The sequence below is a fragment of the Inquilinus sp. 2KB_23 genome (genome assembly GCF_052115705.1).
GTDB lineage: Bacteria > Pseudomonadota > Alphaproteobacteria > DSM-16000 > Inquilinaceae > Inquilinus > Inquilinus ginsengisoli_A.
Genome location: NZ_JBFRHF010000017.1, coordinates 83,452 through 110,400 on the forward strand (window position 1 = coordinate 83,452; position 26,949 = coordinate 110,400).

General features: G+C 70.5%; 25 protein-coding genes. 9 read left to right on the forward strand and 16 right to left on the reverse strand.

Translation table 11 applies throughout. The features are described from left to right. Positions 1-23: 23 nt before the first annotated feature. Both gltX and recA read right to left on the reverse strand, forming a co-directional pair. The gene (gene gltX, locus AB4112_RS21580; protein WP_441722949.1) at positions 24-1,391 is read right to left on the reverse strand and encodes a glutamate--tRNA ligase; all 1,368 of its coding nucleotides are present in this window, start codon (positions 1,389-1,391) and stop codon (positions 24-26) included. A gap of 95 nt (positions 1,392-1,486) precedes the next feature. Then, positions 1,487-2,563 carry a recombinase RecA gene (recA, locus tag AB4112_RS21585; RefSeq protein ID WP_441722951.1) on the reverse strand — a complete coding sequence of 359 codons (1,077 nt, stop codon included), beginning with the start codon at positions 2,561-2,563 and terminating at the stop codon, positions 1,487-1,489. Positions 2,564-2,731: 168 nt separating this feature from the next. Here recA and AB4112_RS21590 point away from each other — a divergent pair, with 168 nt between their 5' ends. Further along, positions 2,732-3,592, forward strand: a complete 861-nt coding sequence (locus AB4112_RS21590; RefSeq protein ID WP_441722953.1) for an AraC family transcriptional regulator — start codon at positions 2,732-2,734, stop codon at positions 3,590-3,592. Between the two features lie 55 nt (positions 3,593-3,647). Here the strand turns inward: AB4112_RS21590 and AB4112_RS21595 are convergent, their stop codons facing one another. From AB4112_RS21595 to AB4112_RS21610, 4 genes are all read right to left on the reverse strand, one after another. Further along, entirely contained in the window at positions 3,648-4,307 is a 660-nt protein-coding gene (locus tag AB4112_RS21595; protein ID WP_309801182.1) for a hypothetical protein, read from the reverse strand. A 214-nt stretch (positions 4,308-4,521) separates the two neighbouring features. Continuing rightward, a complete protein-coding gene (gene dksA / locus AB4112_RS21600) occupies positions 4,522-4,941 on the reverse strand; it encodes an RNA polymerase-binding protein DksA (protein ID WP_309801322.1) in 420 nt (139 codons plus the stop codon). 597 nt (positions 4,942-5,538) lie between these two features. Then, a complete protein-coding gene (locus AB4112_RS21605; RefSeq protein WP_441722955.1) occupies positions 5,539-6,621 on the reverse strand; it encodes an aldo/keto reductase in 1,083 nt (360 codons plus the stop codon). 80 nt (positions 6,622-6,701) lie between these two features. Beyond that, entirely contained in the window at positions 6,702-7,538 is an 837-nt protein-coding gene (locus tag AB4112_RS21610; protein ID WP_441722957.1) for an SDR family NAD(P)-dependent oxidoreductase, read from the reverse strand. Between the two features lie 154 nt (positions 7,539-7,692). On the opposite strand from AB4112_RS21610, the gene AB4112_RS21615 reads away from it, so the two are divergent. After that, positions 7,693-8,592: an AraC family transcriptional regulator N-terminal domain-containing protein gene (locus AB4112_RS21615; protein WP_441722959.1), complete on the forward strand. Its 900-nt coding sequence runs from the start codon at positions 7,693-7,695 to the stop codon at positions 8,590-8,592. A gap of 24 nt (positions 8,593-8,616) precedes the next feature. Here AB4112_RS21615 and AB4112_RS21620 read toward each other — a convergent pair whose 3' ends face one another. From AB4112_RS21620 to AB4112_RS21640, 5 genes are all read right to left on the reverse strand, one after another. Continuing rightward, complete coding sequence (locus AB4112_RS21620; protein ID WP_441722961.1) at positions 8,617-10,062, reverse strand: CehA/McbA family metallohydrolase; 1,446 nt, start codon at positions 10,060-10,062, stop codon at positions 8,617-8,619. Beyond that, a complete protein-coding gene (locus AB4112_RS21625; RefSeq protein WP_309801171.1) occupies positions 10,059-11,171 on the reverse strand; it encodes an ABC transporter ATP-binding protein in 1,113 nt (370 codons plus the stop codon). The genes AB4112_RS21620 and AB4112_RS21625 overlap by 4 nt, the downstream gene beginning before the upstream one ends. Before the next feature lie 16 nt (positions 11,172-11,187). Then, positions 11,188-12,012, reverse strand: coding sequence for a carbohydrate ABC transporter permease (locus AB4112_RS21630; RefSeq protein ID WP_309801169.1), 825 nt, complete (start codon positions 12,010-12,012; stop codon positions 11,188-11,190). A 1-nt stretch (position 12,013) separates the two neighbouring features. Further along, a complete protein-coding gene (locus AB4112_RS21635) occupies positions 12,014-12,928 on the reverse strand; it encodes a carbohydrate ABC transporter permease (RefSeq protein WP_309801167.1) in 915 nt (304 codons plus the stop codon). Positions 12,929-13,067: 139 nt separating this feature from the next. Then, positions 13,068-14,426: an extracellular solute-binding protein gene (locus tag AB4112_RS21640; protein WP_309801166.1), complete on the reverse strand. Its 1,359-nt coding sequence runs from the start codon at positions 14,424-14,426 to the stop codon at positions 13,068-13,070. A 274-nt stretch (positions 14,427-14,700) separates the two neighbouring features. On the opposite strand from AB4112_RS21640, the gene AB4112_RS21645 reads away from it, so the two are divergent. Next, positions 14,701-15,750 (forward strand): LacI family DNA-binding transcriptional regulator, encoded by a 1,050-nt coding sequence (locus AB4112_RS21645; RefSeq protein ID WP_441722964.1) that lies wholly within the window; start codon positions 14,701-14,703, stop codon positions 15,748-15,750. 26 nt (positions 15,751-15,776) lie between these two features. Further along, on the forward strand, positions 15,777-17,732 hold the full coding sequence (locus AB4112_RS21650) for a DUF5054 domain-containing protein (protein WP_309801162.1): 1,956 nt from the start codon (positions 15,777-15,779) through the stop codon (positions 17,730-17,732). Between the two features lies 1 nt (position 17,733). Here AB4112_RS21650 and AB4112_RS21655 read toward each other — a convergent pair whose 3' ends face one another. Beyond that, positions 17,734-19,191 carry an MFS transporter gene (locus AB4112_RS21655; protein WP_309801159.1) on the reverse strand — a complete coding sequence of 486 codons (1,458 nt, stop codon included), beginning with the start codon at positions 19,189-19,191 and terminating at the stop codon, positions 17,734-17,736. Between the two features lie 138 nt (positions 19,192-19,329). On the opposite strand from AB4112_RS21655, the gene AB4112_RS21660 reads away from it, so the two are divergent. The 3 genes from AB4112_RS21660 (at position 19,330) to AB4112_RS21670 (ending at position 23,081) form a co-directional block, all read left to right on the forward strand. Beyond that, positions 19,330-20,292 carry a LysR family transcriptional regulator gene (locus tag AB4112_RS21660; RefSeq protein ID WP_309801157.1) on the forward strand — a complete coding sequence of 321 codons (963 nt, stop codon included), beginning with the start codon at positions 19,330-19,332 and terminating at the stop codon, positions 20,290-20,292. Next, entirely contained in the window at positions 20,289-21,308 is a 1,020-nt protein-coding gene (locus AB4112_RS21665) for a DUF4424 domain-containing protein (protein ID WP_441722967.1), read from the forward strand. The genes AB4112_RS21660 and AB4112_RS21665 overlap by 4 nt, the downstream gene beginning before the upstream one ends. Positions 21,309-21,371: 63 nt before the next feature. Beyond that, complete coding sequence (locus AB4112_RS21670) at positions 21,372-23,081, forward strand: DUF1176 domain-containing protein (RefSeq protein WP_441722969.1); 1,710 nt, start codon at positions 21,372-21,374, stop codon at positions 23,079-23,081. 22 nt (positions 23,082-23,103) lie between these two features. Here AB4112_RS21670 and AB4112_RS21675 read toward each other — a convergent pair whose 3' ends face one another. The 4 genes from AB4112_RS21675 to AB4112_RS21690 are packed head-to-tail and all read right to left on the reverse strand — an operon-like array spanning position 23,104 to position 24,921. Then, positions 23,104-23,532 (reverse strand): periplasmic heavy metal sensor, encoded by a 429-nt coding sequence (locus tag AB4112_RS21675; protein WP_309801148.1) that lies wholly within the window; start codon positions 23,530-23,532, stop codon positions 23,104-23,106. After that, positions 23,529-23,942 (reverse strand): hypothetical protein, encoded by a 414-nt coding sequence (locus tag AB4112_RS21680; protein WP_309801145.1) that lies wholly within the window; start codon positions 23,940-23,942, stop codon positions 23,529-23,531. The genes AB4112_RS21675 and AB4112_RS21680 overlap by 4 nt, the downstream gene beginning before the upstream one ends. A gap of 1 nt (position 23,943) precedes the next feature. Continuing rightward, complete coding sequence (locus AB4112_RS21685; RefSeq protein ID WP_309801143.1) at positions 23,944-24,504, reverse strand: RNA polymerase sigma factor; 561 nt, start codon at positions 24,502-24,504, stop codon at positions 23,944-23,946. 3 nt (positions 24,505-24,507) lie between these two features. Continuing rightward, complete coding sequence (locus AB4112_RS21690; protein WP_309801142.1) at positions 24,508-24,921, reverse strand: EF-hand domain-containing protein; 414 nt, start codon at positions 24,919-24,921, stop codon at positions 24,508-24,510. 226 nt (positions 24,922-25,147) lie between these two features. Here AB4112_RS21690 and ygfZ point away from each other — a divergent pair, with 226 nt between their 5' ends. Together ygfZ and AB4112_RS21700 are read left to right on the forward strand one after the other, a co-directional pair. Continuing rightward, positions 25,148-26,029, forward strand: a complete 882-nt coding sequence (gene ygfZ / locus AB4112_RS21695; RefSeq protein ID WP_441722972.1) for a CAF17-like 4Fe-4S cluster assembly/insertion protein YgfZ — start codon at positions 25,148-25,150, stop codon at positions 26,027-26,029. Between the two features lie 89 nt (positions 26,030-26,118). Further along, positions 26,119-26,949: a c-type cytochrome gene (locus AB4112_RS21700; RefSeq protein ID WP_441722974.1), complete on the forward strand. Its 831-nt coding sequence runs from the start codon at positions 26,119-26,121 to the stop codon at positions 26,947-26,949.

Below are 26,949 nucleotides of genomic sequence, written 5' to 3' on the forward strand. Positions count from 1 at the left end.
TTAAGATTTGGTATGCCGGGACGTCATGCCGCGCGGCCGGCCAGCCGCGCCGCCACCCGCTCCCGCCCGATCAGCGGCAGCAGGCCGCGCAGTTCGGGGCCGTGGTCGAGCCCGGTCAGCGCCAGGCGCAAGGTCAGGAACAGCGGCTTGCCCTTGATCCCGGTGCGGTCGCGCACCGCCGCGGTCCATTCGCCCCAGGTGGCGTCGCCCCAGGGCTCCGGCGGCAGCACCGCGGCCGCGGCCTCGAGCAGCGCGGCGTCGGCGACGACCGGCCCGACCGGCCCGGTCACCACCCGCCACCAGCCGGCGGCATCGTCCAGGCGCTGCAGGTTCGGGCGCAGAACCGCCCAGGCCGCCTCGTCCACCGCGCCGAGACCGAGGGCGGCGAGCCGGTCGCGCACCGCCGCATAGGGCGTCTCGTGCAGGATGCGGCTGTTGAGGCGCTGCAGCTCGGCCGGGTCGAAGCGCGGGGTGGTGCGGGAGAATTTGGCGAAGTCGAATTCCGCCGCCAGCTGGTCGAGCGACAGCCGCGGCTCGATCGGGTCGGAGGTGCCGAGCTTGGCCAGCAGGCTGGCCACCGCCATCGGCTCGATGCCCTCGCCGCGCAGGCTGCGCAGCGACAGGCTGCCGAGGCGCTTGGACAGGCCGTGGCCCTCGGCGTCGGCGATCAGCGAGGTGTGGGCATAGCTGGGCGGAACGGCGCCCAGCGCCTCGGCCAACTGGATGTGCATCGCGGTGTTGGCGACATGGTCCTCGCCGCGCACCACCAGGGTAATGCCCATCTCGGCGTCGTCGACCACCGAGCCGATGTGGTAGAGCGCCCGTCCATCCTCGCGCACCAGCACGGGGTCGGAGATGTCGCGGCCCTCGAAATGGACCCGGCCGCGGACCTTGTCCTGCCATTCGACCGGCCCATCCGCCATCCGGAAGCGCCAATGCGGCCGGTGGCCCTCGGCCTCCAGCCGGGCGCGGTCGGCGTCGGTCAGGGCCAAAGCGGCGCGGTCGTAGAGCGGCGGCAGGCCGCGGGCCAGCAGGCTCTTGCGCTTGAGCTCCAGCTCCTCCGCCGTCTCGTAGCAGGGGTAGAGCCGGCCGGACTGCTTGAGCCGGTCGAGCGCCGCCTGATAGCGGCCGGTGCGGTCGGACTGGCGCGAGAAGCCGTCCCAGCCGAGGCCGAGCCAGAGCAGGTCCTGCTCGATCGCCGCGGCGAATTCGGCGCTGCCCCGTTCGGTGTCGGTGTCGTCGAGCCGCAGCAGGAAGCGGCCGCCCGAGGCGCGGGCGGCGAGCCAGCAGACCAGGGCGGTGCGGACATTGCCGACATGCAGCAGGCCGGTCGGGCTGGGGGCGAAGCGGGTGACGATCGGGGTCGGGTCGGTCGCAGGCAGAGCAATCATGGGCTGGGACATAGCACGATCCGCGCGGCAACGGAAAAGGCCCGGAAACCCGGGCCTTCTCTGTCGCAAATCCGTCGGGAGCAACCCGGCGCGGATCACTCCTCGGCAGCGTCGCCCTCGTCGGGGCCGCCCGTCGCCATCATCTTGTCGGAGACCAGCCCGGCATTGCCGCGGATCTTGGCCTCGACCGTCTTCGCCACCTCGGGATTGTCGCGCAGGAAGACCTTGGCGTTCTCGCGGCCCTGGCCGATGCGCTGGCCGTCATGGGAGAACCAGGCGCCCGACTTCTCGACCACCCCGGCCTGGACGCCGAGGTCGAGCAGTTCGCCGGTCTTCGAGATGCCTTCGCCGTACATGATGTCGAATTCGACGACGCGGAACGGCGGCGCCATCTTGTTCTTCACCACCTTGACCCGGGTCTGGTTGCCGGTGACGGTCTCGCGGTCCTTGATCGCGCCGATGCGGCGGATGTCGAGCCGGACCGAGGAGTAGAACTTCAGCGCGTTGCCGCCGGTCGTCGTCTCCGGGTTGCCGAACATCACGCCGATCTTCAGCCGGATCTGGTTGATGAAGACGACCAGGGTGTTGGAGCGCGAGATCGAGCCGGTGAGCTTGCGCATCGCCTGGCTCATCAGCCGCGCCTGCAGGCCGGGCTGGCTGTCGCCCATCTCGCCCTCGAGCTCGGCCCGCGGCACCAGCGCGGCGACCGAGTCGATCACGATCACGTCGATCGCGCCGGAGCGGACCAGCGTGTCGGTGATCTCCAGCGCCTGTTCGCCGGCATCGGGCTGCGAGATCAGCAGCTCGTCGATGTTGACGCCCAGCTTGCGGGCATAGCCGGGGTCCAGCGCATGTTCCGCGTCGACATAGGCGCAGGTGCCGCCGGCCTTCTGCGCCTCGGCCACGACGTGCAGCGCCAGGGTGGTCTTGCCCGAGCTTTCCGGGCCGTAGATCTCGATGATCCGGCCCTTCGGCAGCCCGCCGATGCCGAGCGCGATGTCGAGGCCCAGCGAGCCGCTCGAGATCACCTCGGCCTCGACCTGGGGCCGTGCCCCGAGCTTCATCACCGACCCCTTGCCGAAGGCGCGTTCGATCTGGGTCAGGGCGGCTTCAAGCGCCTTGGTCTTGTCCATCGGGGCTCTTTCCACAACACGGAGAGTCGGGATCGACATCACCTGTCCCTTTCCAGTTGCATGGCGCCGCGGCCACGTCAATGCAGTCCTTGTACACGTTTTGTTCACGCCGAGCAATACGCCTTGTACAGCCCCCTTCCGCAACCGGAACTTCGCAAGCAGGATCAAGGCGTACCGGGCTAGCACTGGGACCGGGAGAACGAATCGATGCCGAAGGACGCCACGCTCGACCGCCACCTTGCCCGCATCCAGCGGGTGATCGACCACATCGCCGACCATCTCGACGACCCGATCGATCTCGACCGGCTGGCGGCGGTCGCCTGCTTCTCGCCTTACCATTTCCACCGGGCCTACCGGTACCTGCTGGGCGAGACGGTGGCCGATACGGTGCGGCGGCTGCGGCTGCACCGCGCGGCGGGCACCCTGCTGGAAGCCGAGACGGCGATGGCGACGGTCGCCCGCCGCGCCGGCTACGGCAGCACCGCCGCCTTCAGCCGCGCCTTCGCCGGCGCCTATGGCCTGCCGCCGGGCGCCTATCGCGACACGCGCCGGTCGTTCCCCTTCGCCCCAACCGAAGGAGATACCATCATGCCCGACGTGACCTGCCGCACCCTGGCGCCGATCCGAGTCGCCGCCGTGCGGCACACCGGCCCCTATCTGGAGATCGGCCGCAGCTTCGACACCCTGGTGGCCTGGGCCCGCGCCCGCCAGCTGCTGGGGCAGGCCACCCGCAGCCTGGGCCTCTACCACGACGACCCGGGGGCGGTCGCCGCCGCCGACCTGCGCGCCGATGCCTGCCTGGAGGTGCCCGAGGGCATCGCGGCGGAGGACGGCGTCGCCATCCTGACCGTCGCCGGCGGCCCCTATGCCGTGCTGCGGCACACCGGCCCCTATGCCGAGCTGGAGCGGTCCTACGCCTGGCTGTACCGGACCTGGCTGCCGACCAGCGGCGCCGAGCCGGCGGAAGCGCCGATCTTCGAGGAGTACCTGAACGACCCGCGCACGACTCCGGCCGCGGAGCTCGTTACCGACATCCACCTGCCGATCCGGTCGATGCCGGAGGGCTGAGGCTGGAAAAAATGCGGCCCGGGACGCCGGATGGCGCCCTGGGCCGGAACGGGCCTCAGTACAGGTCGAGCAGCCGGTCGGTGGCGAGCGGCAGGGTGTCGTTCGGCTTGCAGGTCACCGCCTGCTGCCAGGTGCCGGCCGCGGTGGAGGCGAAGGAGCCGACCGGTCGCGGGCCGGCGGATTCCTCCGGGACCGAGACCGGGTTGGGGCCGGTGGGGACGCCGATCGTCGCGAAGGCCGGCACCCGCTGCGGCGGCGCGCCCGCGGCCACCGGGACGGCGGCGTAGGGAATGTAGGTGTTGTCGTCCGCCGCGTTGTCGGCAGGCCCGCTGGCCCGGCGCGTGGCACGGCGGTCGCGGTGGCCGGAGACCGGCGCCATTGCCACGACCCCGCCGGGGAACCGCGAAGCAGCGGTGGCCGGGACCACATAGGGCGCGTTCCGCGCCGCCGGAGTCGCGGCGCCCGGCGCGGAGACGGGCATCGCGGCCCCGGGCGTCAGGCCGACCGGCTGGCCGGGCGCCGACGCTTCGGCCGGATAGCATTTCGGTACCGCCAGGCACTGGAAGGTCGCGCCCTTCCGGCCATCGATCACGTCCTCGGCCTTGAACACGGCCAGGCGGTTGATCTTGGCGCATTGCGAATTGGCGTAGATGGCGGCCTGATCCGCACTGTTGATGAAACCCGCATAGTCGACGCGGGTCTCCTTCGGACTCACCGGATCGATCCCGCAGGCCGAGACAGCGAGAAGAGCGGCGATAAGCGCTGCGCCACGATACATCGAAAACCCTCGATCTGAATGCCCCGCCGGCACCTTAGCACGAGCCGGGGCCGAGGCGGAGGTGCGAACGCGCGTTTCGACCGCGAAGACCGGAAACGGCCCTCCGGAGACGGCGAAGACGAGAACGGCGCCTTTCGGCGCCGTGTGCGGATCAATCGTCGCGGTGGGTACGCTCCAGCCGCTCGTGGCGCTCCTGCGCCTCGAGGCTCAAGGTCGCCGTCGGGCGCGCCTCCAGCCGCTTGACGCCGATCGGCTCGCCCGTCTCCTCGCAGAAGCCGTAGCTGCCGTCCTCGATCCGGCGCATCGCCGAATCGATCTTGGACAGGAGCTTGCGCTCGCGGTCGCGGGTCCTGAGCTCGAGCGAGCGGTCGGTCTCGGCGGAGGCCCGATCGGTCAGATCCGGCTCCTGGATGCCGCCATCCTGCAGGCTGCTCAGGGTCGCGTTGGATTCGGCGAGGAGCTCGGCCCGCCACTTCAGAAGCTTTCGCCGGAAGTACTCCAGCATCATCGGATTCATGAAGTCTTCGTCATCCGACGGATGATAATCCGGAGGCAGAAGCATCGCTGTCATCGCAAACAACCACTCACTGTCTGACGTGCCGGCCTTCTCCGGGCCTGGGCGGCGCGGAGTATAGGGAGACGCTAGGTCGGAAACAATCGAAACGATGCGCGGATCGAATTCTATAACCCGCTGATTTTCCACGACTTTGAACGACCACACAAAATCCGTTGCCCCCGGATGCCGCTTCGCTCCGCCGCATCGGGGCGCCGCGGCGGCCTGCGGTCGGAATTCGGACCGATGGTCGCATTGCGGCATGCGGCGCCCTGATACCGCCGAACGGGGCAGGAACGCAAGGGGATCAGAGTGTGGCGGAAATCCGATCCGCCATGCACGGCGCGAAAGGCGCCGGCGAAGGCGTCGGTTTCCGCATGGGAAGAGGCGTGGTTTCAGCGCCCGATCGAGGATCGGCGCGGATCACAGACGCCTGCCGTAGAGGCCGTTCGCCGAGATGTGCGCTCGGTGGAACGGCGGCTGCCGGCAGCTCCGGCCTACTTCTCCGGCAGCCGGATCGACCGGCCGAAGAAGATCACCACGGCGCAGCCGATCCCATCGAGATCCAGGGAATTCCGGTATTGGGCCGCCCGGCAAGCCCGGGCGCAGGCCTCGTCAGTAACGGGTCGCGGTCCGGGTCAGCAGCGGATAGGCCGTGGTCTGCAGGCCGTCGACCTTCGCCCCGGCAAAGGCCAGATTCGGCGCCAGCAGCCGGTTGATGTCGGCCGGGAACGCCAGGCTGGGCTTCGAGGCCTCGTCCAGCGCCGCGACCTGGGCGTCGGTCAGCGTGATGTCGAGGGCCGCGATGTTGGCCTGCAGCTGGTCGATCCGCCGCGCCCCGATCAGAGTCGAGGCCACGCCCGGCCGTCCCTGCACCCAGGCCAGCGCCACCGCCGCCGGGCTGGCCTCCTGCTCCGCGGCCACGGCCTTGACCGCGTCGATGATGAGATGGTCGCGCTCGGCCGGCATGCCGACCAGGGCCGCCCGGTCGGAGGTCACGGTGCCGGCGTTCTCGCGGCTGTACTTGCCCGACAGCCAGCCGCCCTTCAAGGGGCTCCACGGCATCACGCCCAGGCCCAGCTCCTGCGCCATCGGCGTCAGCTCGCCTTCGACCGTGCGCTGCAGCAGGGAGTATTCGATCTGCAGCGCGATCAGCGGCGCCCAGCCGCGGAACTGGGCGATGGCCTGGGCCTGGGCCACCTTCCAGGCCGGCACGTCGGAGATGCCGAGATAGCGGACCTTGCCGGCCGCCACCAGGTCGTCCATCGCCCGCAGCGTCTCCTCGATCGGCGCCGTGCGATCCCAGTTGTGCAGCCAGTAGAGGTCGATGTAGTCGGTCTGCAGCCGGCGCAGCGACTGGTCGCACTGCTCCATGATCGCCTTGCGCCCGGCCCCGCCGCCATTGGGGTCGCCGAGATGGAGGTTGCCGAAGAACTTGGTGGCGATGACGGCGCGGTCGCGCCGGCCTTTCCGCTGGGCAAAGAAGTCGCCGATGATCTTCTCGGAATGGCCAAGGGTGTAGATGTTGGCGGTGTCGATGAAGTTGCCGCCGCGTTCGAGGTATTCCGTCAGGATCGCCTCGGCCTCGGCCGGGCTCGACCCCCAGCCCCATTCCTCGCCGAAGGTCATGGTGCCCAGGCAGAACGGGCTGACGCGCAGGCCGGAGCGGCCGAGGCTGACATAGGAATTGAGTGACATGACGGGTCTCTTCGGTCGCTGAGGGGGGGCCGGCGGCCGCGAGAACGGGCCGGCGCGGATGCGCGGGGATGGATCGGCCGCTAGGTCGTGTAGTCGGTGCCGACGGACAGCGGCCGCCAGCGGTCGAGTTCGGTGCGCAGGCTGGCCAGCTTGGCCTCGGCCGCGGCGACGGCGATCGACCCGGCGGCGAAGCGCAGCGGCGGCTCGGCCTCGCCCGACAGCAGCACCAGCGCGTCGGCCAGCTTCTCGGGATCGCCCGGCTGCTGCCCGTCGCGCTGTTCGAAGGACGTGTGGAGCCGGGCCCGCCGGTCGTCGTAATCGGCCACGGTCCTGTCGCCGAAGCGGAGCGAGTCGCCGGAGAGGAAGTCGGTGCGGAACGCGCCCGGCTCGACGATGGTCAAGAACAGCCCGAACGGGGCGATTTCCTTCGCCAGGGACTCCGAGAAGCCCTCGAGGGCGAACTTGCTGGCGCAGTACAGCGACGCCAGCTCGCCACCCGCGAAGCCACCCACCGACGAGATGTTGAAGATCCGCCCCCGGCGCGCGGACCGCATCGCCGGCAGCGCCGCCCAGCTGACGTTGAACACCCCGAACAGGTTGGTGGCGAACTGGGCCCGGACGTCCTGCATGGTCATCTCTTCGAAGAAGCCGAGATGGCCGTATCCGGCATTGTTCACCAGCACGTCGATGCCGCCGAACCGCGACACGGCCGCATCGACGGCGTCCTGCGCCTGGTCCAGGCTGGTGACGTCGAGTTCGACCGCCAGCAGCCGGTCGCTGTCCGGCCCCAGACTGTCGCTGACGCCGGCCCGGCTGCGGCCCGAGGCCACGACGCGGTCGCCGGCCCGCAGGGCGGCCTTCGCGATCTGGACGCCGAGCCCGCGGCCGGCGCCCGTGACAAACCATGTTTTCGGCATCGCCGACTCCATCGCTACGGAGCCTTCATGGGATCATGTGGCAATCCGGCGGCGGTAGATCGATGCATCCGCATTCTTGCATGATCCTGCCAATCATGATCGGATCATGCGGTTGCGGCTTGTGCTTTGCGCGGCGTGCTGGCGGAATGGGACCATGGAACCGCTTGCCGAACTGCGCTCGCTGATCACCCGCCACGCCGTCCCCGGCAGCATGGCCACGGCCCTGCCCGGCGTCCGGGTGATGGCGTCGCCCATCACCACCGAGCCCGTCCAGCATATCTCGGAGCCGGCCTTCGGCGTGATCGTCCAGGGTGCGAAGCGGACGGTGCTGGGCGGCAGGGTGTTCGAATACGGCGCGGGCCAGCACATGGTGGTGTCGCTCGACCTGCCGTTGACCGGCCATGTCACCCGGGCCAGCGCCGAGGAGCCGTTCCTGGCCTTCGGCATGGCGCTGCATCCGGCCACCATCGCCGCCCTGCTGCTGGAGATGGATGGCGACGACCGCTTCGCCGCCGAATCTCCCGCCATGGCCGTCAGCCACGCCCCGCCCGAACTGCTCGAGGCCTGTGTGCGGCTGCTGCGCCTGCTGGACCGCCCGCAGGATGCCGCCATGCTGCGCCCGATGATCGAACGCGAGATCCTGTGGCGGCTGCTGACCGGCGGGCATGGCGCCATGCTGCGCCAGATCGGCCTGGCCGACAGCCGCCTGTCGCAGGTCGGCCGGGCCATCCGCTGGATCCGCACCCATTATGCCGAGATCTTCCGGATCGAGGATCTGGCCCGGGTGGCGGGGATGAGCACCACGTCGCTGCACCGACATTTCCGCGGCGTGACCACCATGAGCCCGCTGCAGTTCCAGAAGCAGATCCGGCTGCAGGAGGCCCGCGCCCGGCTGCTGGCGGCGGCCGAGGACGTCGCCAGCGTGGGCTTCAGCGTCGGCTATGACAGCCCGTCGCAGTTCAGCCGCGAATACCGCCGCCTGTTCGGCGCCCCGCCGGGCCGGGACGCGGCCCGGCTGCGGCAGATCCCGGCGCTGGAGCGCAGCGTGACCTGAGGGCGAAACCATCCGAGGCTGGCGTCAGCCCGGCCTGGTCCCGCGGTCGACATAGACCGGATTGCTCAGCGCCCGGCGCAGCGGCTGGGTGGCGATGTCCTGGCGGGTGACGCCGGCGGGCAGGCTACACCCCTGCAGCGCCTGCAGGAATTCGGCCTCGAGCCGGTCGCGGCTGGCCTCGGCGACGATCTCGGCACGCAGGAAGCGGTCCGGCGACGGCAGGGTCAGGCGGGCGGTCCAGCGGTCCTCCGGGATCTCCTGCTCGGCGACGATGCCGCCGGCGTCGACCCAGACCAGCCGGTCGCCGGCCGCGCCGCGGATCTCCGCCTCCACCATCCACCTGCCCTCGCCGGGATGGGACCCGCCCATCGGCACGCCGTCGGCGGTGATGCTGAGATGCGGCCCGTCCGGCCCTTCGGTGACATAGCCGCGGCCAGCCCGCACAGCCCGCAGCACAGCAGCCTCCGACAGCTCCGGCAGCCACAGCGCCGTGGTCGGCCGGCCGAGCCCGAGCGGCCCGGGCGGCGCCAGCGCGGCCGGCTGGTGCCAGTCGCTGCCGCCGATCAGCGAGATGCGCCACCCGGCCCGCAGCCGCTCGTCATAGCGCGCCAGCGAGATCCAGTTGCCGGTGAACCAGTGCGACTGCCAGACCTCCATGCAGTCCAGCATCGGCAGCTCGTGCCGCCACGGGATCGGCGGCTTGTCGTGGTTGATCGACAGCAGCCCGCCGGCGCGGTGGACCATGGCCGCCAGCCGGTGCGCATCGGCCGGCGCCGTCATCCGGAAGTCGATCCAGGAATCGGCGCCGAACACGTTGGCGTGGCCCTCGGCCGTGGTGACCTCCTCGCCGCGGATGAACACCAGGTCCTTGCTGCTTCTCGGCGCGAAATAGCGGCGCTGGGTGGTGGTGTTGTGGTCGGTCACCGCCAGGAAGCGCAGGCCGGCCCGCCGCGCCGCCTCGTGCAGCACCTCCGGCGCGCCCTTGGCGTCGCTGTGATGGGTGTGGCAGTGCAGGTCGCCGCGATACCAGCCGGGGATGGGGTCGTCGACCTCCGCCGCCGGTTCGGGCGACCACAGCGGCCGCGCTGCGTCGTCGAGCTGGATCGACAGCGCCACCTCGGCACCGCCGGACGGCACCCGGTACAGGCCGAGCAGGATGGTCCAGGCGCCGGGCGGGATCGGGCCTGGGACATAGCCGGGGGTGGCGTCGTCGGTGGCGACGAAGAAGCTGTCGCGGGCGCCGCCGCTCCAGCCGCGGAAGCCGGCCGGGCTGGGGAAGCCGGTGGCCCGCGGATCCATCAGGCCGAGGTCGATGATGCAGTCGCCGGCCTTGGCATAGGCCATGGCGACGTCGATCCGGGTGGTGCCCGCCGGGATCTCGACCGGCACCGGCAGATAGGGCCCGGCCGCCGCATCCGCCGCCGTCACCCGGACGGTCAGCGCCTGGTCGTGCCGGCCGGCGAAGCTCACCGCGCCCCCTCCTCTACCCCCGGGATCCGCCGGCCCTCGGCGTCGAACATCACCGCATCCTCGGGCCGGAAACCGAGCCGCACGTCGCGGCCGAGCTGGATCGGGTCGTCGCCGAAGATCCGGGCGGTGACGCGGCGGTCGCCCGACATCAGCATGGTCACCAGGCTTTCCGGCCCCATGCCCTCATTGGCGAACAGCCCGCCCGACAGGCGCCAGCCCGGCTCGTCGCCCGCGATGCGCAGATGCTCCGGCCGGATGCCGAGGGTGACGCGGCCGTTGCGGTCGATCGCCCGGGCCAGCGCGTCCCACAGCGGCAGCGGCGGCGCCTGCAGCCCCTCCGCCACCAGGATCGCGGCGCCGTCGCGCAGGGTGGCCTCGGCTGGCACCAGGTTCATCGGCGGGTTGCCGACGAAGCCGGCGACGAAGGTGGTGGCCGGGCGGCGATACACCTCCAGCGGCGGGGCGTACTGCACCACCTCCCCCGCCTCCATCACCGCGATCCGGGTGGCCAGCGCCATGGCCTCGGCCTGGTCGTGGGTGACGTAGACCGCGGTCATGCCGATGTCGCGCTGCAGGTGGTTCAGGAAGGCTCGCGCTTCCAGCCGCAGCTTGGCGTCGAGGTTGGAGAGCGGTTCGTCGAACAGGTAGACCTGGGACGGGTGGACCAAAGCGCGGGCCAGCGAGGCGCGCTGCTGCTGGCCGCCGGAGATCTGCGACGGCAGCCGGTCGAGCAGATGGCCGATCTGCAGGATGTCGGCCACCTCCTGGGTCCGGCCGCGCCGCGCTTCCACCGGGGCGCCGCGCACCTTCAGGGGATAGCCGATGTTCTGGCCCAGCGACATGTGGGGGTACAGCGCGTAGTCCTGGAACACCATCGACAGGTTGCGGTCCTTCGGCGGCTTGTGGGTGACGTCGGCGCCGCCGATCAGGATGCGGCCGGCGGTCGGCTGTTCCAGCCCCGCCACCATGCGCAGCGTCGTGGTCTTGCCGCAGCCGGACGGCCCGAGCAGGCAGACGAAGTCGCCGTCGCCGATGTCGAGGCTGATGTCGCGCACGACCGTGAGGGTGCCGAAGGCCTTCTGCACGCCCTCGAAGCTGACCGAAGCCATCAGAACTCCCGCACTGTCATGATTTGATGCCGCCGAAGAACCGGAACCCGAACTTCCAGCTGACGAAGAGGTAGAGGGCCACCACCGGCGCCGAATAGACTACGGCATAGGCGGCCAGCAGGGTGACGATCGGGGTGCCAGCCTCGGAGTAGTAGGAATAGATCGCGAGCGAGGCCGGCATCCGGGATTCGCTGCGCAGCAGGACGAAGGGGATCAGGAAGCTGCCCCAGATCTGCACGAAGGCCCACACCGCCACCACCACCACGCCGGGGCGGATCACCGGCAGGGCGACGTCGAAGAAGGCGCGCAGCGGCGAGGCGCCGGCCACCAGGGCCGATTCCTCATAGGTGCGCGGCAGCCCGTCGATGAAGTCGCGCAGGATGAACATCGCGGTCGGCAGCAGGCCGCCGGCGAAGACCAGGATGACGGCGATGTGGGTGTCGATCAGGCCGATGGCGCTGACGATCAGGAAGATCGGCACCATCGCGGCGGAGCCCGAGACCACGGAGGAGAACAGCAGCAGCAGATAGGTGATCGGGCCCTTGCCCGGGATCGGCGCCCGCGACATGGCATAGGCCGCCAGCGTCGCTGCGGCCGTCACCAGGGCGACGCCGCCGACGCTCTGGATCAGGCTGTTCAGCAGGGCCCGCATGGCGAAGCCGTTGTCGAAGGCCTTGGTGAAGTTGGCCAGGGTGAACGGATCGGGCACCGCCAGGCCGAGCTCCGCCCGGGCGTTGAACGGCGCCAGCACGAACCAGAGAAGCGGCAGGGCGAAGACCAGGCCGATCAGCGCGGCCACGCCGGAGAACAGGATGCGGATCACCAGCTTGCGCAGCGGCATCTCAATGCTCCCGCACCGCCCGGCGCCGCCGCGCCAGGCCGAGATAGACCAGGGCGAAGGCCAGGTTGATCAGCATGATGACGACGCCGACCGCGGCGCCGCGGCCGAATTCGAAATGCTTGAAGGCCAGCTGGTAGGTGTAGATCGACAGGATCTCGGTGCGGAAGGACGGGCCGCCGGCGGTCAGCAGGAAGGGCGTGAACACGTTGAAGGTCCACATCGTCACCAGGATCAGGTCGGTGACGACATGCCCGCGGATCAGCGGCAGGGCGATGTCGCGCAGCTTCTGCCAGGACGAGGCGCCGACCACGTTGGCGGTCTCGAAATAGCTCGGCGGGATCGACTGCAGGGCCGAGGAGAACAGCATCATCGAGAAGGCGGTGCCGCGCCAGGTGTTGAACGCCACGATCGCCAGGAACGGCATGTCCAGCAGCCAGTCGGCGCCGGGCAGGCCGAGCGTGTGCAGCACGCCGTTGAGGGTGCCGGCGTCGCGGTCGAGATAGGCGAACCAGGCGAAGCCGATCACCACCTCGGGCAGGATCCAGGCCGCCACCACCGCCGCCTGGACCGCGGCCTTCAGGGCCGGCGGGATGTTCTGCAGCAGCCAGGCCAGCAAGAGGCCCAGCACCGCCTGGCCGACCAGGGCGGACAGCAGCACGAACTGGATGGTCAGGATCAGCGAGGCGCCGAATTCGCCGGGGGCGAAGAACGAGCTGCTGTCGAACAGCGAGGTGTAGTTCTGCAGCCCGACGAAATCGGGGTGCAGCGCGGTGCGGCCCAGCAGCGTCCGGTTGGTGAAGCTGACCGCGATGATCCAGAAGAACGGGACCACCACGAACAGCCCGACCAGCACCCCGGCCGGCACCATGAACGCCGCCCCGGTGCGGGCGGTCAGCAGGGTGGCGCGCTTCATCATGGAGTCTCCCCGCCCGTCGCAGGAGGGGTTGGCGGCGTAGGTTGGGTTCGCGTCGGCGAACCCAACACCCATCCCCCCGAACCGGCGCCGATGTTGGGTTCGCGTCCGCGAACCCAACCTACGAAGCGGGGCCTCACCCTCAGCTCTTGCTGACGGTGTTGGCGTCGCCGACGATCTTCTTCACCGCCACGCCGTAGCGGGCCATCGCTTCCTCCGGCGTGGCGTTGCCGGAGACCACGGCTTCGGTCATGCGCTGCGCCTCGGCCGAGACCTTGTCGTAGTTCGGGTCGTTCGGCCGCGCCGTGGTGATCGGCATCAGCGCCTTGGCGGTCTGCTGCAGGAAGGCGGAGTTCGGCACCGGCACGTCGTCGCGAATGCGGATCCGCTCCTCGAAGCCCTGATAGGCTGTCAGCGCCTTCTGGCTGTTCATGAAGGACAGCAGCGCCCAGGCCTGCTTCGGATTGGCGGTGTTCGGGTTCAGCACGAAGCCGGTGCCGCCGGAGATGGTGACGAAGTCGCGCCCGTCCAGCCCGCGGCCGGCGCCCTCGGCCGGGATCTTGGCCCAGCCCATGGTGTGGTCGCGATCGGCCACGGCAAACTCGCTGCCGGGTGCGGTGACCGAGCGGTAGAACCAGTCGCCCTCGACCAGCATCGCGGTCTTGCCGTCGCGGAAATTGGCGAAGCTGCGGTTGCGGCCATCGGCCAGCAGCTGCGCCCGCTGGTCGCCCAGCTGCTCGTCGACATAGATCGTCTTGTACAGCTTCAGCGCCGCCAGGATCGCCGGGCTGGCGGTGATCCATTTGCCGTCCTTGTCCTGCAGCGCTTCGCCGGCGCCGAGCAGCAGCGGGTAGTAGCCCTGCATCGTCGTGGCCTCGCCCATCGAGACCCCGGCGTTGATCTGCAGCGGGAAACTGTCGGGAGCGGCCTTCTTCAGGGCGCGGGCGGTCGCCAGCAACTCGTCCCAGCTGGCCGGCTGCCAGCCATCGGCCTTCAGCCCGGCCTTCGCGAACAGGTCGCGGCGGTAGAAGATGACGCGGACATCGGTGCCCTCGGCCAGGCCGAAGCGCTTGCCCTGGTAGGACATCAGCGCCTGGGCGCCGGCCGAGATGTGCGGCCAGCCGTCCCAGCTGTCGACCTCCGATCCGGCGATCTCGTCGAGCGGCTTGAGCAGCCCGCCCTCGACGAAGCTGGGGATCAGGAAGCCGTCGAAGCTGGAAATGTCGGCGCCGGCCCCGGTCGAGAAGTCGAGCGCCAGCTGCTGGGTCAGCTGCTCATCGGTGCCGCCGAACTGCTTCAGCGTGACGGTGTCGCCGGCTCCGGCGGAGGTCTTGGCGTATTCGGGAATCACCCAGCCCTTGATCCAGCGGGCCAGTTCGGCGTTCACGCCGCCATCGATGCAGCGGCAGACGATCGACAGGTCGGCGGCCCGGGCCGGCGCACCCCAGGACAGGGTGGCGGCGAGGCCGATGGCGAGCAGTCCCAGGCGATGTGCGGTCATGCGCTCTCTCCTCCCATGGCGGGCGCGTCCTTCGGTTCGGGACGCGGCCTTGGGCAAAAGTGAACACGCTTTCAATCCGTCGTCAACAGCGCTGCCACCACTCTTGGACGAGACGAGAATTCCCCATATTCGGCCCCTCGAGATTACCCACACTGCCCTCACATTGCCCAATCTGAGGGAAATTCGGCCGGGGCATACGGCCCGGCTTGACAGTCCGGCGGCCTCCGCCCCAGTCTTCGATGAAAGCGATTTCAATCGATCGGCAGAGGACCAGGTGGGAAGCGCGGACGGGACCCGGAAGGGGCAATCCATCGCCGAGATCGTGGCCGACCGGGCGCAGGTGTCGCGCGCCGCGGTGTCGCGCGCCTTCAATCCGAAGGCGCCACTGCGGGCCGACAAGCGGGCCCTGGTGCTGCAGATCGCCGAGGAGCTGAGCTACGTCCCCAACATGGCCGGCCGCGCCCTGGCCACCCAGCGGTCGCATCTGGTCGGCGTGATCGTGCCGCATGTCTGCAGCCCCTGGGAAAGCATTGAGATCGACGCGCTGACCACGGCGCTGCAGGCCCGCGGCTTCGCCACCCTGCTGTTCAAGACCCAGATCGACCGCAGCCTGGATCCCAAGCTGCTGTCCTACATGCGGGCCTATAATCCCGACAGTGTGGTGGTGTTCACCGAGAACGTGCCGCCGGACCAGTTGCACCGCGCCTTCGATCAGGCGGTGCCGGTCTATGTCGACTATCCCGACGAGGCCACCGACCCCGGCCCGCCGCCGGAATCGGCGATGAATCGCTTCGACTGCCTGCGGGTGCTGCAGCGCGACGGCATCGAGCAGGCGGTGGCGCTGCTGTCCGGCTTCGGCCGCAGGCGCATCGCCTATCTCGCCGGCCATCCCAAGGCCCAGGCCAATGTGGCGCGGCTGCGCACGCTGCAGCAGGTGCTGGCGGCGCGCGGCCTGCCGCCGGCCGCGGTGATCGAGGGCGATTTCAGCTACCAGCGCGGCTACGACGCCACGCTGGAGCTGTTCCGGGCCGGCCCCGGCGCCGAGGCGATCTTCGCCGCCAACGACGTCAGCGCCTTCGGCGCGCTCGACGCCCTGCGCCACAGCCTGGGCCTGCGCGTGCCCGACGCGGTCAGCGTCGTCGGCTTCGACGACATCGACCAGGCGGCGTGGCGCAGCTACGACCTGACCACCATCAAGATCGACGTCGAGGAGCGGGTCGCCGCCCTGGTGCGGCTGATCCTGCAGCGGCTGCAGCACCGCACCGCACCGCCCCTGACCGAGACGATCCGCACCAAGCTGGTCGTGCGCGGCACAGTGGGTTGACCCATTACGCCATCATGGACAGGACGATGACCGGCAGGACGATCCACCTCGTCTTCAAGACGCATCTCGACATCGGCTTCACTCATCTGGCCGAGACGGTGCGGCGCGAGTACCACGACGTCTTCATCCCCCGGGCGATCGACACCGGCGAGCACTTCTTCGCCGAGGACCCGGCCCAGCGCATGTTCGTGTGGACCACCGGCGCCTGGCTGATCTGGGACCATCTCGAGACCCAGCCGCGCGACAAGGTGCGGCGGCTGGAGCAGGCGATCGAGCGCGGCCTGATCCGCTGGCACGGCCTGCCCTTCACTACCCACACCGAGCTGATGTCCCCGGCCCTGTTCCGGGCCGGGCTGTCCTATTCCCAGGCGCTGGACCGCCGCTTCGGCACCACCACCATCGCCGCCAAGATGACCGATGTGCCGGGCCATCCGCTGGGCATCGTGCCGCTGCTGGCCGAGGCCGGCATCCGCTTCCTGCACATCGGCGTCAATTCGGCCTCGACCCTGCCCGAGGTGCCGCCCCTGTTCCGCTGGCGCGCGCCGTCGGGCGAGGAGGTGCTGGTGGCCTATCAGAGCAGCTACGGCGCCACCTTCTTCCCCGAGGGCATGGATGAGGGGCTGAGCTTCGCCCACACCATGGACAATGTCGGGCCGCAGAATATCGCCGCAGCCACCGAGTGCCACCGCGACCTGCGGGTGGCCCAGCCCGGCGACCTGATCCGGGCCTCGACCCTGGACGACTTCGCCGCGGCGATCTGGCCGCAGCGCGAGCGCTTCCCGCTGGTCGACCGCGAGATCGGCGACAGCTGGATCCATGGCAGCGCCACCGATCCGGAGAAGACCGCCCGCTTCCTGGCGCTGCAGCGGGTCTATGACCGCTTCGCCGGGGAAGACCTGACCGACAGCCGGCTGGATTTCGGGCGCCGGCTGGCGATGGTCGCCGAACACACCTGCGGCGTCGACATCAAGACCTTCCTGCGCGACGAGGCGGCCTGGGACCGGCCGGAGTTCGAGGCCGCCCGCCGCAGCGACCCGCGTTTCCGCTTCACCGAACGCTCCTGGGCCGAGCAGCGCGCCTATCTCGACGCCGCGATCGCGCCGCTGTCATCGGTCGACCGGCAGGTTGCAGATAAGGCCTTGGCCGAGCTGCAGCCGAACCAGCCGGCCGCCGGCGATACCCCATCGTCGACGGCCACCATCGACGCCCCGGTCGGCGACTGGCGCGTCGGCATCGATGCGGGCAGCGGGACAGTGACGACCGTGAGCACGCCGGACGGCCGCACGCTGGCCGGGATCGGCGGCAGCCTGATCGCCTATGCCTATGAGAGCTACGACGCAGCCGACGTCGCCGCCCATATGCAGGGCTACCTGACCAACTGGACCGAATGGGCGGTGCTCGACCACAACAAGCCGGGGCTGGACCGGGCAAAGACCGCGCGCTCCGCCATCTGGCGGCCGCGCCTCGCCGGGCTGGCGCAGGACGGGGACGCCCTGACCCTGTTGCTGGACCTGCCCGAGGAGGCGCATGCCGCGTTCGGCGCTCCGCGCCGGGCCGAACTGCGGCTGGCCCCGGCGGAGGACGAGCTCGAACTCGCTTTGGTGCTGCGCGACAAGCCGGCGAACCGGATGCCGGAGGCGAGCTTCCTGAGCTTCACCCCGGCCGGGGCCGAGAGCTGGGCGTTCCGCAAGATGGGCCTGTGGCAGCCGGCCGAGCGCATCACCCCCAAGGGCGGCGGCCAGCTGCAGGCAGTGTCCGGCATCCTGGCCCGGGGCGCCGACGGCGCCGCGATCGGGTTCGAATCGCTCGACGCGCCGCTGGCGGCCCCGGCCGCGTCGCCCTTCATGCCCTTCGCCCCCGGCCTGCCCGACTTCTCCGGCGGCGTGCGGATCAACCTGCATAACAACAAATGGGGCACCAACTTCCCGATGTGGTGCGAAGGGACCTTCCAGTTCCGCTTCCGGCTGCGCCTGGCGCGGTAGGTCACGATGCGTCTTCGGAGAGCGCCGGCCGGGTTGCCAGAGCGCGGCTGCCCACCGCGAGGACGAGCGCGACGACGATCGCGATCGCCGCGACGGCGAAGGTGACCCGCAGGCCGGCGGTCACGGCCTCGGGGCGCGCCGTGGTCATGTCGACCGTCGCGGCGGCCAGTGCGAACACAGCGCCCATGACGGAGGCGCCGGTGATCAGCCCGAGATTCCGCGACAGGCTGAGCAGGCCGGCGACGACGCCCCGCCGGTCCGCGGGGATGTCGGTCATCACGGCGGTGTTGTTGGCCGCCTGGAACAGCTGGTAGCCCGGCGTCAGGATGGCGATGGCCGCGATGTAGCCCGCGACGCCGAAGCTCTGCGGCAGCACGGTCAAGGCAGCGGCACCCGCGGCCATTTCGACCAGCCCGGTGACGACCATGGTGGACGCGCCGAACCGGTCGACGATCCGGCCGGCGACGACGCCGCTGAGAGCGGAGATGGCCGGGCCGACCGACAGCACGAGCCCGACCAGCGCGGTTTCGAGCCCAAGGCCGCGCGAGAGGTAGAACGGCCCGACCACCAGCGTCGCCATCATCACAGTCGCGACCAGGACGTTCATGACCAGGCTGGAGCTCAAGCCCGCGTCGCGGAACATCACCAACCGGACCAGGGGCGATGCCGCTTTCGCCTGCGCCAGCACGAACAGGCCGGCGCCCAGCACCGCGGCTGCAAGCAGGACCAGGTTGAGCCGGTCGAAATGGCCGTGCCCGGTCGTCATCGCCAGGGCATAGGCTGCGAGCGTCAGGGCGAGCAGCAGCGTGCCCAGCATGTCGAAGCCGGGCCGGTCGGCCCTCGCCGCCCGCCGGTCGCGCGGCAGGGTGCGCCAGGCCAGAAGGAGGTTCAGGATTCCCAAGGGCACATTGACCAGGAAGATCGTCTGCCAACCGAAGCCGGACATCAGGACGCCGCCCAGCGAAGGCCCCAGGGTGGTGCCGATCGCGGACATGGTGCCGAGCAGCCCCATGGCGCTGCCGGTCCTCTCCTGCGGCACCGTCTCGCGCACCAAGGCCACGATCAGGGCCATCATGATCGCCGCCCCCAGCCCCTGCACCGCCCGGGCGGCGACCAGCAGCCAGAGCGTGGGGGCGACGCCGCACAGCAGCGAGGCCGCCGTGAACAGGCCGATGCCGCCCAGCAGCAGCCGGCGGCGGCCGATGATGTCGCCGAGCCGCCCGACGCTGACGATCAGGGCGGTGATGGCGAGGAGATAGGCGAGGACAACCCATTGGACGTCCTGGAAGGAGGCGCCGAACGCATGCGCCAGCGTCGGCAGTCCGGCATTGGCGATGCTGGTGTCGAGCGAGGGCATCAGCATGGAGAGCGAAAGCCCGGCCAGGGCCCAGCGGACCGAGGGTGCCGACGTCGCGTCGCCGGATGCCCCGGCCGGGTGTTCGGTGATCGGTTTCAACATCAACGTCCTCTCTGGCGGCCCCGGGGACGGAGCTGCCGGAGAGGTAGTGGGTCGGCCGACATGGCGGAACGCGCACCAGTTGCACTTCATTCGTGCACCGAACGCCATGTCATGGGCCAAGCGTGCTAGGGTGGACGCATGTCGACCCCCGATCTCAACCTGCTCGTCACCCTGGATGCCCTGCTGGCGGAGGGCAGTGTGGCGCGCGCGGCCCGGCGGCTGCGGCTGAGCCCGTCGGCGATGAGCCGGGCGCTGGCGCGGCTGCGGGAGACCACGGGCGACCCGCTGCTGGTCCGGGCCGGGCGCGGCCTCGTGCCGACGCCGCGGGCGATCGAGCTGCACGAGCGGGTTGGCCCGATCGTGCGGGAGGCTGAAGCCCTGCTGCGCCCGGCCGAGACGCTGGACCTGACGCGGCTGGTGCGGACCTTCACGCTCCGGAACATGGATGGCTTCGTCGAGAATTTCGGGCCGGCCCTGATCGCGCGGCTGGGCGAACAGGCGCCGGGCGCGCGGCTGCGGTTCGTGGCGAAGCCGGACAAGGACAGCACGCCGCTGCGCGACGGCAGCGTCGATCTGGAAACCGGCGTCGTCGGCAAGACCACGGGGCCGGAGGTGCGCGCCCAGGCGCTGTTTCGCGACCGGTTCGTCGGGGTCGTGCGGATCGGGCATCCGCTGTGCCGGGGCGAGATCACGTCGGCGCGCTATGCCGCCGGCCGGCACATCCTGGTCTCGCGGCGCCGGCTCGACCGCGGGCGGATCGACGACGCCCTCGAGCCCCTGGGGCTGACGCGGGAGATCGCGACGGTCGTCGGCGGCTTTTCGGAAGCCCTGGCCCTGGCGCGGGCCTCGGACCTGATCGCCAGCGTTCCTGAACGCTATACCGGCAACCTGCGGGCCGGGCTGCACAGCTTTCCGCTGCCGGTCGCCCCGCCCGACATCACGATCTCGCTGCTGTGGCATCCGCGGCTGGACGCCGACCCGGCGCATCGCTGGCTGCGTGGGTGCGTGCGGGAGGTTTGCGGCGCGGCAACGCCTGCCATAGAAAAGCCCGATGTCCCGCGTGAATTGCCGCAAGAAACGACTGCCGGGAGCCGATCGTGAAAGCCCAGTCCGCCATCCTCTCGATCGGCCTCGCCGCCGGCCTGTTCGCCGCCGCCGGCACCCCCGCCCGGGCCAATGATTCATCGGCCGAGATCGCGGTCGGCGGCCTGGTGCTGACCAAGTCCGACGACATCGAGATGCGGTCCGAGGACCTGTTCGTCTCGGCCAAGGAAATCCGGGTCACCTACCACTTCTTCAACAGATCGGCGCGGGACAAGACGGTCACGGTCGCCTTCCCCACGCCGGACGTGACCCTCGACTTCATCGATGGGCTGAACAGCATTCCGCATGAGGGCAGCGAGAACTTCCTCGACTTCTCGACCAAGGTCGACGGCAAGGCCGTCCCCACCCAGATCGAGGCCAAGGCCTTCGGCAACGGCGTCGACCAGACCGCACTGCTGAAGCAGCTGGGCGTGCCGCTGTATCCGGACCCGACCTATGAAGGTCTCGACGGCCTGCCGAAGGAGAAATGGGACGAGCTGGAGAAGCTCGGCCTCGCCATGGTCAACGAGTACGACGCCGGCAAGGGCTGGGAGCGGCATCTGGCGCCGTCCTGGACGCTGAAGACCACCTTCCACTTCCAGCAGACCTTCCCCGCCGGGCGCGAGGTGGTGATCGAGCACCGCTACAAGCCCGCCACCGGCAGCGGCGTCGGCACCGCCCTGGCCTATCCCAGCAGCGAGCCCGACAGCGAATACGTTCAGTACCTGCGCAAATACTGCGTCGAGAAGAGCTTCCTCGCCGTGATGGAGCGGGCCCGGGTGGCGGCCAAGGCCGACAACCCGCCATTCGGCGACCAGCGCATCTCCTACATCCTGAAGACCGGCGCCAACTGGGCCGGGCCGATCAAGGATTTCCGGCTGGTGGTCGACAAGGGATCGCCCGACTACCTCGTCACCTTCTGCGCCGACGGGCTGAAGAAGATCTCGCCGACCCAGTTCGAGATGCGCAAGACCAACTTCACCCCGACCGCCGATCTCGACGTGCTGATCCTGACGCCGCGGAACGACAACTGACGCAGGGCTGATCCCCCTGCCCGACCGCCGCCATTCCCCGCCTGCCGACAGCGGAACACCCCCATGCGCCATCTCGTCCCGATCGCCCTGGCCGCGGCCTGTGCGGCCGCCCTGCCCGCCTGGGCCGCAGCCCAGCCCTCCACGCCGCTGTACAAGGAGTTCAAGGACTGGCAGATCGCCTGCGACAATGGCGGCCGCTGCGAGGCCAAGGGATTCCCGAAGGAGGACGATGCCGACCACCTGTCCGTGGTGCGGGTGACGCGCGAGCCGGGGCCGCAGGGCGCGATCGAGATCAGCCTGGAGGCCGAGGGCCGCTTCGCCGCGGCCGGCCTTGCCCTGCAGGGCGGGGCCAGGCTGCCGGCCGAGCGCTGGACGGATGCGTCGTCTGGCGACACCGACCATCGGCTGGTGCTGCGCGACCAGGACGGCGCCGCGGCGGTGCTGGCCGCGCTGCGGGGTGCGCAGGGCCTGAGGCTGGGCAGTGCGGGAACCGTGTCGCTCGACGGCGTCACGGCCGCGCTGCTGGCGATGGACGACGCCCAGGGCCGGGTCGGCACCACCACCGCGCTGGTCCGCCTTGGTGACGCGCCGGCCACCACGGTTCCGGCCGCCCCTGCCCTGCCGGTGCTGAACGCCCCGGCCCCCGCCCCCGTGGCCCTGTCCGCCGAGGCGGTCCAGACGCTGGCGGCCGCCACCCGCGCATCGCAGCGGGCCGCGCTGTCGGCCGGCGAGTGCTTCGCCGAGGACAAGCGCGACGACGCCATCGCGCTGACCGCCACCGAGGCCCTGGTGCAGCTGCAATGCATCCAAGGGGCCTACCAGTCCAGCTATCTGTTCTTCCGGGTGCCGGTGCGGGATCCCAAGGCCGCCCGGCAGCTGGTCCTGCCGCTGCCGGTGGGCGAACCGTCCAGCAGCTTCATCGACACCGACTACGATCCCGCCAAGGGCGAGCTGACGTCATCCGGCCGCGGCCGGGGCCCCGGCGACTGCGGCGAATCGGCGGTCTGGGTGTTCGACGGCAAGGACTTCCAGCTCAGATCCTTCGCCATGCAGGACAGCTGCCGCGGCTTCCCGGGCGACTGGCCGGTGCTGTGGCGGGTGGCGGAACCGAAGGCGGCAGCGGCAGCGGCCGCGCCCGCCGCCGCACCGGCCGGCGCCAGGCCGTCCTTCGACTGCAGCAAGGCCAAGGCGGCGGCCGAGGTGGCGATCTGCGGCAGCGCCGAACTGTCCCAGGCCGATGCCGAGATCGCGAGGCTGTACAGCCGGCTGCGCGGCGGGTTGGACGACAAGGCCGCGGCGGTGCTGAAGCTGGACCAGCAGACCTTCGTCATGCTGCGCGACGACAGGTTCGGGGACACGGTCGAGGCCGACCGCCTCCACGATCTCGGAACCCGGCTGCAGCAGCGCGTCGCCTTCCCGCGCAAGGTGAAGACCGGGGCGCCGACCGGCCTGGCCGGGACCTGGGGCAACGGCTTCGGCACAGTCGAGATCAAGCCGGATGCGAAGAACCGGCTGTCCGTCTCCATCGAGACCGTCGAGCAGCTGGCCGCCCGCTGGGTGTGCGACGTCAGCGGCAGCGGTACCGAATCCGGCGGCCGGCTTGCCCTTAAGGTCGATGAGGGCTGGGGGCTGACGCTGTCGCGTAACGCCGCGGTCCTGACGGTGGACGAGTTGCGGCCGGGCGGTGGCGATCCCTCCGTCTCGCCGCCCTATTGCGGCGCGAACGGGTCGGTCGCCGGCGCCTACCTGCCGCTGACCGGGATGCCGCGCTGAGGCCGGTGCGGCGCGGGCCCGATCACATCGGCCCCAGCGCGCCGCGGCGTTCGATCAGCTGGCGGCGCTGCTGCGCCGACAGCTTCGGCACCACCTGCAGCAGCGTGGCCTGGCTGTCCTCGCGCAGGTCATTGGACTTGTCGCGCAGGGCGGCGAAGGCGGCGGCCGCCCGGTTCGGATCATAGGGGTCGGCGGCCAGTGCCTCCTTGGCCGCATCGCGCAGCCGCCCGAGCTGCTCCCAATTGGCCTTGCCCTCTTCGCGGCGCTGGTCGATCAGCCGGCCGAGATCGGTGCGGTCGGGTTCGGGCAGCGTCGCCACGATCTCGCCCAGCGCCCCGCGGCCGGACCGCCACTCATGGATCCGCCACCACCAGCTGCCCATCACGCCGAGCAGCAGCAGGTTGAGGGCCAGCGAGGCGACCAGAGCCCAGCGCCAGGAACGTGTGGTCACGGCGACACCCCCAGCGACGACACGTCATCCGCCATGGCGAAGCCGAAGGTCGACCAGTCGTCGTCGCTGGCCTGCACAGGCGTCGGCGCCATGGCGCCGAGCCAGACGCCGACCACCAACGCGGCGGCGAAGGCCACCGCCGGGCGCCAGGACAGGATCTCGCTGATCCAGCGTCGCGGCCGGGGCGCGGCGTCGAGGATGCGGCCCAGCAGCGCCGCCGAGGGAGGGGCCACCCTGAGGTCGTTGAGGGCGGTCGCCACCGCCCGGGCATCCGCCATGGCCGATCGCGCGGGCGCCGACTGCGCCAGCAGGGCTTCCGCCCCGTCCTGGTCGGGGCCGGGCCAGCGATCGATCACCGGCCCGTGCCGGTCGAGCAGATCGAGAAACCGATCGAGCGTCATCTCGGCCATGTCAAAGATCTCCCATCAGATCGGCCCGTTCCGCCGCCAATGCCTGGCGGAGGGCGCGCCGGCCGCGCGACAACAGCGATTCCACCGCCTCGACCCCGACGCCGAGCGTCTCGCCGATCTCGCGGTTGCCCAGCCCTTCATAGTGGCTGAGCACGATGGCCGCGCGCTGTCGCTCGGGCAATAGAGCGAGCGCGTCGGCGACCCGGCGCGAGACCCGGCTGCGCTGCAACCTGGCTTCGGCGCCGAGCGCGGGGTCGAGAGGCTCCGGCACCGCGTCGAGCGCCACCGAAGGCTGGCGCCGCAGCCGGTCGATCGACCGGTTGTAGGCGACGCGGGTGAGCCAGGTGGACACCGTCGCGCTGCCGTCGGGGCGCCAGCGCCCGGCTTCCTTCCACAGCGCCAGGAACGCGTCCTGGGCCACATCCTCGGCGTCGGCGCGGCCGCCCAGCATGCGCTGGGCGAAGGCGAGCAGGCGCCCGAGATGCCGGTCGACCAAGCGGCGGCAGGCGGCGGCGTCACCCGCCGCCACCGCCGCCACCAGGGCATCGTCGCTCTCGGCCACGCGTCAGTTGCTGTGGTTCTTGAGGTCATCGATTGACAAAGCACCCGTCTTGCCGGTGTCGCGCCGGTCGAAGCGGGCCAGAGCCGGCGCCTCGAATTCGGCAGCAGTCACCTTCCCATCCTTGTCGGCATCGAGCTTGTCGAAGCGCTGTTCGAGGCGGGGGCGGATCTTTGCAATCATCGCGTCGACATACTGATCCTTCGTCAACACCCCGTCACCTGCCGTGTCGAGCGCCTTGAACCGCGCCTCGGCCCAGGCCAAGACTTCGGTCCGTTCGACCTTACCGTCCTTGTTGGTGTCGAGCTGGCGGAACCAGCCGCCGCGCCACCCGCCCTGCGGCGCATCCTGGGTCGCCGCCATCGCGGTTCCGGCGACGAGGGCGATCAGCGCGGAACCGACAATCCACTTCGTCTTCATGATGCTCTCAGCGTTGCGCATCGTCTTGCGATGCCGTTGTGCCCCCTTCACGCCGCAATCCGCGGGTTCCGTCGCGACAGGACGGACATTCCGGGATTCCCGCAGAAGGCGACTGAACGCACCTCATATAGAACAAAAAGCGAACATTGTCGATCAGGAAGCTTGCATGCGGGCGCGTCCTGCCCCACCTCTTCCGGCAGATGCCGAACCGCAACCGGGCGAAGCCATGGCCGAATTCACTCTTCTCGACCGCGATGTCCTGCGCCTGACCGGCGAGGATCGGGCCGCCTTCCTGCAGGGGCTGGTCTCCAACGACATGCGCAAGGTCGCAGCCGACCGCGCCATGTTCGCCGCCTTCCTGACGGCGCAGGGCAAGTACCTGCACGACTTCCATATCGTCGCCGTGGGCGATGCCTGGCTGATCGATTGCGAGGCCGGGCGCGGCGCCGACCTGTTCCGGCGGTTGCGGATGTACCGGCTGCGGTCGAAGGTCGACCTGGCCCTGGCCACCGAGGACTGGGCCGTGGCCGCGATCCCGGGCGAGGCCGGCCGCGCAGCGCTGGACCTGCCGGCCGAGGCCGGCGCCGCCCGGCCGCTGGCCGACGGCGTCGTCCATGTCGATGCCCGGCTGGCGGCGCTCGGCGCCCGGGCCCTGCTGCCGCGGGCGACGGCGCAGGCGACCCTGGCTGGCCTCGGCCTGACCGAGACCGGGCCCGAGGCCTGGGACCGGCTGCGCCTGACCCTGGGCGTGCCCGACGGCAGCCGCGACCTGGAGCTGGAGAAGACGGTGCTGCTGGAGGCGAACTACGATTCGCTCAACGCCATCGCCTGGGACAAGGGCTGCTACATGGGCCAGGAGCTGACCGCCCGGACCAAGTATCGCGGCCTGCTGAAGAAGCGGCTGGCGCCGGTGCTGCTGGACGGCCCGGCCCCGGCATCGGGCACGCCGATCCTGCGCGACGGCCGCGAGGTCGGCGAGATGCGGTCGAGCCGCGACGGGCTGGGCCTGGCGCTGCTGCGGCTCGAGGCGCTGGAGGGCGGTGCGACGCCGCTGCTGGCCGGCGACACCACCATCCGCCCGGCCGATCCGGCCTGGAAGGCCGCCTGACGCCATCGAGTCCTGGCGACTCACCGGCAGGCATGATTTCCTGTTGCAGCGCGTGGACCAATCACGGCGCCTGAAAACAGGGGGAAGACATGCGCTCGCTGGTGTTCGCCGGGCTGGTTGCCTGGAGCCTGATGCTGTCCGCGACGGCGGCCGTCGCCGATGATCCGGGCCTCGACCTCACCATCGGCGGCACGAGCCGGCATTTCAGCCGCGCCGAGCTGCTGGCCCGGCCCGATGCCAAGACCGTCGAGGTCGGCAAGGATGTCTCGTACAACCGGGCCATGACCTATCGCGCCGTGCCGCTGGCGGCGCTGCTGGACGGGCTGGCGCTGCCGGCCGAAAGCGTGATCGAGGCGGTGGCGTCCGACGGCTTCGCCGCGCAACTGCCGATAGACCTCCTGGCCAACACCGACGCGAAGACCGCGGTGGCCTGGGTGGCGGTGGAGCCGGCGGACAAGCCCTGGCCGTCCCTGCCCGAAAAGACGTACAGCGCCGGCCCGTTCTACCTGGTGTGGACCGGCGACCAGGTCGGGATGATCCGGGCCGAGCAATGGCCGTACCAGATGGCCAGGCTGACGACCCAGCCCTCCCCGGCCGCGCGCTGGCCGCAGCTGGCGGTCGACGCGGCGCTGCCGGCGACCGACCCGATCCGCACCGGCCAGGCGCTGTTCGTCACCCAATGCCTGACCTGCCACAAGCTGAACGGCGCCGGATCCGCCGAGGTCGGGCCCGACCTGAACCAGCCGCTGAGCCCGACCGAATACCTGATGCCGGCGGCGCTGCACGCCCTGATCCGCGACCCGGGATCGGTGCGGACCTGGCCCGACCGCCGGATGCCGGACTTCCCGCCGGACCAGCTGAGCGACCGCGAGATCGACCTGGTCATCGGCTACCTCAGCCACATGGCCGGGCGGCGCTAG

What these genes read in the sequence shown, in the direction of transcription:
- AB4112_RS21660 (WP_309801157.1), top strand. Translation starts at nt 19,330, where the DNA reads ATGTCGACCCCCGATCTCAACCTGCTCGTCACCCTGGATGCCCTGCTG.
- AB4112_RS21640 (WP_309801166.1), bottom strand. Translation starts at nt 14,426, where the DNA reads ATGACCGCACATCGCCTGGGACTGCTCGCCATCGGCCTCGCCGCCACC.
- gltX (WP_441722949.1), bottom strand. Translation starts at nt 1,391, where the DNA reads ATGATTGCTCTGCCTGCGACCGACCCGACCCCGATCGTCACCCGCTTC.
- recA (WP_441722951.1), bottom strand. Translation starts at nt 2,563, where the DNA reads ATGTCGATCCCGACTCTCCGTGTTGTGGAAAGAGCCCCGATGGACAAG.
- AB4112_RS21635 (WP_309801167.1), bottom strand. Translation starts at nt 12,928, where the DNA reads ATGATGAAGCGCGCCACCCTGCTGACCGCCCGCACCGGGGCGGCGTTC.
- AB4112_RS21690 (WP_309801142.1), bottom strand. Translation starts at nt 24,921, where the DNA reads ATGAAGACGAAGTGGATTGTCGGTTCCGCGCTGATCGCCCTCGTCGCC.
- ygfZ (WP_441722972.1), top strand. Translation starts at nt 25,148, where the DNA reads ATGGCCGAATTCACTCTTCTCGACCGCGATGTCCTGCGCCTGACCGGC.
- AB4112_RS21625 (WP_309801171.1), bottom strand. Translation starts at nt 11,171, where the DNA reads ATGGCTTCGGTCAGCTTCGAGGGCGTGCAGAAGGCCTTCGGCACCCTC.
- AB4112_RS21605 (WP_441722955.1), bottom strand. Translation starts at nt 6,621, where the DNA reads ATGTCACTCAATTCCTATGTCAGCCTCGGCCGCTCCGGCCTGCGCGTC.
- AB4112_RS21630 (WP_309801169.1), bottom strand. Translation starts at nt 12,012, where the DNA reads ATGCCGCTGCGCAAGCTGGTGATCCGCATCCTGTTCTCCGGCGTGGCC.
- AB4112_RS21650 (WP_309801162.1), top strand. Translation starts at nt 15,777, where the DNA reads ATGACCGGCAGGACGATCCACCTCGTCTTCAAGACGCATCTCGACATC.
- AB4112_RS21590 (WP_441722953.1), top strand. Translation starts at nt 2,732, where the DNA reads ATGCCGAAGGACGCCACGCTCGACCGCCACCTTGCCCGCATCCAGCGG.
- dksA (WP_309801322.1), bottom strand. Translation starts at nt 4,941, where the DNA reads ATGACAGCGATGCTTCTGCCTCCGGATTATCATCCGTCGGATGACGAA.
- AB4112_RS21655 (WP_309801159.1), bottom strand. Translation starts at nt 19,191, where the DNA reads ATGTTGAAACCGATCACCGAACACCCGGCCGGGGCATCCGGCGACGCG.
- AB4112_RS21615 (WP_441722959.1), top strand. Translation starts at nt 7,693, where the DNA reads ATGGAACCGCTTGCCGAACTGCGCTCGCTGATCACCCGCCACGCCGTC.
- AB4112_RS21680 (WP_309801145.1), bottom strand. Translation starts at nt 23,942, where the DNA reads ATGGCCGAGATGACGCTCGATCGGTTTCTCGATCTGCTCGACCGGCAC.
- AB4112_RS21610 (WP_441722957.1), bottom strand. Translation starts at nt 7,538, where the DNA reads ATGCCGAAAACATGGTTTGTCACGGGCGCCGGCCGCGGGCTCGGCGTC.
- AB4112_RS21700 (WP_441722974.1), top strand. Translation starts at nt 26,119, where the DNA reads ATGCGCTCGCTGGTGTTCGCCGGGCTGGTTGCCTGGAGCCTGATGCTG.
- AB4112_RS21670 (WP_441722969.1), top strand. Translation starts at nt 21,372, where the DNA reads ATGCGCCATCTCGTCCCGATCGCCCTGGCCGCGGCCTGTGCGGCCGCC.